Origin of the sequence: Streptomyces sp., assembly GCF_031178505.1 — a bacterium.
Taxonomy (GTDB): domain Bacteria; phylum Actinomycetota; class Actinomycetes; order Streptomycetales; family Streptomycetaceae; genus Streptomyces; species Streptomyces gulbargensis.
The window spans coordinates 1-4,267 of sequence record NZ_JAPSIW010000612.1 but is presented as its reverse complement, the minus strand read 5'-3'; the positions used below and the strand labels follow the sequence as shown (position 1 = coordinate 4,267).

Below are 4,267 nucleotides of genomic sequence, written 5' to 3'. Positions count from 1 at the left end.
CACGGCCGGCCTCGACGGCGTTGCGCACGAGGGCGCCGACGCCGTCCTTGTCGATGGTCTCGAAGGGGCTGACGCCGAAGATGCCCTTCTCCAGGTACGCGGTGAAGAACGAGGCCTCCACGTCGTCACGGGAGAAGCCCCACACCGTCTGGGTCAGGTCGTTGGTGCCGAAGGAGAAGAACTCCGCTGCCTCGGCGATCTGCCCGGCGGTCACGGCGGCGCGCGGCAGCTCGATCATGGTGCCGAGCGCCAGCTTGAGCTCCACGCCGGTGCGGGCCTGGACCTCGGCGATGACCTGCTCGGCCTCCTCGCGGACGATCTCCAGCTCCTGGACGGTGCCGACGAGCGGGATCATGATCTCGGCGCGCGGGTCACCCTTGGCGTCGATGCGCTGGGCCGCGGCCTCCGCGATGGCCCGCACCTGCATGGTGAACAGGCCGGGGATGACGAGGCCCAGGCGGACACCGCGCAGACCCAGCATCGGGTTCTGCTCGTGCAGCCGGTGCACGGCCTGGAGCAGGCGCAGGTCGTTCTCGTTGGGGTCCTTGCGGGCCTCGGCGAGGGCGACGCGCACCGACAGCTCGGTGATGTCGGGCAGGAACTCGTGCAGCGGCGGGTCGAGCAGGCGGACGGTGACGGGCAGCCCGTCCATCGCCTCGAACAGCTCGATGAAGTCCTGCTTCTGCAGCGGCAGCAGCTCGGCCAGGGCGGCCTCGCGCTCGTCCTCCGTGTCGGCGAGGATCAGGCGCTCGACCATCTCGCGGCGCTCGCCGAGGAACATGTGCTCGGTGCGGCACAGGCCGATGCCCTGGGCGCCGAAGCGGCGGGCGCGCAGCGCGTCCTCGGCGTTGTCGGCGTTGGCGCGGACGCGCAGGCGGCGGACGCGGTCGGCGTAGGCCATGATCCGGTGGACGGCCTGCACCAGCTCGTCGGCGTCGTCGGCGCCGGCGTGCATGCGGCCCTCGAAGTACTCCACGACCGGGGACGGTACGACGGGTACCTCACCGAGGTAGACCTTGCCGGTGGAACCGTCGATGGAGACGACGTCGCCCTCCTCGACGACCACGCCGGAGGCGGTGGTCATCCGGCGGCGCTTGGTGTCGACCTCGAGCTCCTCGGCGCCGCAGACACAGGTCTTGCCCATGCCGCGGGCGACGACGGCGGCGTGCGAGGTCTTGCCGCCGCGCGAGGTGAGGATGCCCTCGGCGGCGATCATGCCGTCCAGGTCGTCCGGGTTGGTCTCGCGGCGGATCAGGATGACCTTCTCGCCCGAGCGGGACCACTTCACGGCGGTGTACGAGTCGAAGACGGCCTTGCCGACGGCCGCGCCCGGGGAGGCGGCGATGCCGCGGCCGATCTGCTCGCCCTTCGCGTCCTCGTCGAACTTGGGGAACATCAGCTGGGCGAGCTGCGCGCCGGTGACGCGCTGGAGCGCCTCGGCCTCGTCGATCAGGCCCTGGTCCACGAGCTGGGTCGCGATGCGGAAGGCGGCACCGGCGGTGCGCTTGCCGACGCGGGTCTGGAGCATCCAGAGCTGGCCGCGCTCGATGGTGAACTCGATGTCGCAGAGATCCTTGTAGTGGGTCTCCAGGGTCTCCATGATCGCCATCAGCTGGTCGTACGACTTCTTGTCGATCGACTCCAGCTCGGCGAGCGGCACGGTGTTGCGGATGCCGGCGACGACGTCCTCGCCCTGCGCGTTCTGGAGGTAGTCGCCGTAGACGCCCTGGTGGCCGGAGGCGGGGTCGCGGGTGAAGGCGACGCCGGTGCCGGAGTCCGGGCCCAGGTTGCCGAAGACCATGGAGCACACGTTGACGGCGGTGCCGAGGTCGTGCGGGATGCGCTCCTGGCGGCGGTACAGCTTGGCGCGGTCGCCGTTCCAGGAGTCGAAGACGGCCTTGATGGCCAGGTCCATCTGCTCGCGCGGGTCCTGCGGGAAGTCGCGGCCGGTCGCGGTCCTGACGATCTTCTTGAACTGCTTGACGAGCTTCTTCAGGTCCGCCGCGTCCAGGTCGGTGTCGCTGGCGACCTTCTTGGCGGCCTTGGCCTCGTCGAGCGCGTCCTCGAACAGCTCACCGTCGACGCCCAGGACGGTCTTGCCGAACATCTGGATGAGGCGGCGGTACGAGTCCCAGGCGAAGCGCTCGTTGTCGGCCTGCTTCGCGAGGCCGACGACGGACTCGTCCGAGAGGCCGATGTTGAGGACCGTGTCCATCATGCCCGGCATCGAGAACTTGGCGCCCGAGCGGACGGAGACGAGCAGCGGGTCGTCGGCCTGGCCGAGCTTCTTGCCCATCTTCCGCTCGAGTGCGTCGAGGTGCGCGCTGACCTCGTCGCGCAGTGCCGCCGGCTCCGAGCCGCTCTCGAGGTAGACCTTGCACGCCTCGGTGGTGATCGTGAAGCCGGGAGGAACCGGAAGACCCAGGTTGGTCATCTCGGCCAGGTTCGCGCCCTTGCCACCGAGGAGGTCCTTCAGGTCCCTGTTGCCCTCGGTGAAGTCGTACACGAACTTCTGATCATTGTTTTCCGACACGGGTCTCGACTCCTCGACGACTCGGTTGGCTGCCCTGACGGCGAGGAACATACCCAGATCGAAGGCTTCTGGGGAGGTACGCCTGCCGGTCACACAGTCGTAACCACCCGTCCGCCCCCACTTCGAAAGTAACCAGGCGGTAGCTTGCGCTTTCACACCCCGAAGGCCGCTTGACCCAATCCAGCAGGTTCTCGCTCAGATGAGCGCCCTGTCGACCACTTGCGTTCAAGACTTGAACGCAAAAAGGGTGGCACTCAGTGCCACCCTTTCAGGCAGTGCAGTCGCCTCGGACCCGCTCATCTGAGCACACCCCGCCTCAAGGGTGGTGAGGATCACTCCCCGAACGGGCCCGGATCTCAGCCGCCGGACGTATCCAGCTCGGCGTCCTCGCTCACTCCCGCGCAGTCGTACGGGTCCTTCAACCAGCCGTCCGGCAGCACGACACGGTTGTTTCCGGACGTACGGCCCCGGGGGCCGTCCGCTCCCACCGGCCACGGCTGGTCCAGGTCGAGCTCGCTCAACTGAGCGCGCAGCTCGTCCAGGGAGGAGGTGACGGCAAGCTTCTTGCGCATCTCCGAACCCACCGCGAAGCCCTTCAGGTACCAGGCGACGTGCTTGCGGAAGTCGATGACACCGCGCGTCTCGTCGCCCAGCCACTCGCCGAGCAGCCGCGCGTGCCGCACCATCACGTCGGCGACCTCCCGCAGCCCGGGCCGCGCGTACGCGCCGGTGCCCTCGAAGCCCGCCACCAGGTCGGCGAACAGCCACGGGCGGCCCAGGCAGCCGCGCCCGACGACCACACCGTCGCAGCCGGTCTCGCGCATCATCCGCAGGGCGTCCTCGGCCGACCAGATGTCACCGTTGCCGAGCACCGGGATCTCCGGCACGTGCTCCTTCAGCCGCGCGATGGCGTCCCAGTCGGCCGTGCCGCCGTAGTGCTGCGCGGCCGTGCGCCCGTGCAGGGCGATGGCCGTGACGCCCTCCTCGACCGCGATGCGGCCCGCGTCGAGGTAGGTGATGTGGTCGTCGTCGATGCCCTTGCGCATCTTCATCGTCACCGGCAGGTCACCGGCGTTCGACACGGCCTCGTTGAGGATCGCCCGCAGCAGGGGCCGCTTGTACGGCAGGGCGGAGCCGCCGCCCTTGCGGGTCACCTTCGGCACCGGGCAGCCGAAGTTCAGGTCGATGTGGTCGGCGAGGTCCTCGTCGACGATCATCCGCACGGCCTTGCCGACGGTCACCGGGTCCACGCCGTAGAGCTGGATCGAGCGCGGCTTCTCGGTCTCGTCGAACCGGATGAGCTGCATCGTCTTCTCGTTGCGCTCCACCAGCGCCCGCGTCGTGATCATCTCGCTCACGAACAGGCCCTTGCCACCGGAGAACTCACGGCAGAGGGTGCGGAAGGGGGCGTTGGTGATGCCGGCCATCGGGGCGAGCACCACCGGCGGCTGCACGATGTGCGGCCCGATGGAGAGGGGGGAGAACGCGGTCATTGACCCATTGTCCCGCACCGCCGGAATCCGCGGACGGGGCCACCAGGGAGAGCAGCCGCTCGACCCCGGCCCGGGTCTCCTCGTCCAGCGGGACGTACGTCACGAGGCTCGGGCCGCCGCCCGGACCGAGCCACAGGTTGGTGTGCTCGAAGCGGAGCAGGCCCACGTGGGCGTTGCGGATCAGCTTGGTCCGGCCGCCGGGGGCGACCACGTCGTGGCGGGCCCAGATCTCCCGGAACTC

2 protein-coding genes and 1 pseudogene are annotated in these 4,267 nt (G+C 69.3%); all 3 read right to left on the bottom strand.

Annotated elements, in window-relative coordinates; genetic code table 11:
* On the bottom strand, positions 1–2,533 hold a 2,533-nt coding region (gene ppdK, locus RIF68_RS28935), incomplete at its 3' end, for a pyruvate, phosphate dikinase (protein ID WP_309054242.1).
* A gap of 356 nt (positions 2,534–2,889) precedes the next feature.
* Positions 2,890–4,026 carry a tRNA dihydrouridine synthase DusB gene (dusB, locus tag RIF68_RS28930; protein ID WP_309054241.1) on the bottom strand — a complete coding sequence of 379 codons (1,137 nt, stop codon included), beginning with the start codon at positions 4,024–4,026 and terminating at the stop codon, positions 2,890–2,892.
* Positions 3,917–4,267: pseudogene (locus RIF68_RS28925) on the bottom strand (XRE family transcriptional regulator); the annotation flags it as partial. The pseudogene RIF68_RS28925 and the gene dusB, both read right to left, overlap by 110 nt.

What these genes read in the sequence shown, in the direction of transcription:
- dusB (WP_309054241.1), bottom strand. Translation starts at nt 4,026, where the DNA reads ATGACCGCGTTCTCCCCCCTCTCCATCGGGCCGCACATCGTGCAGCCG.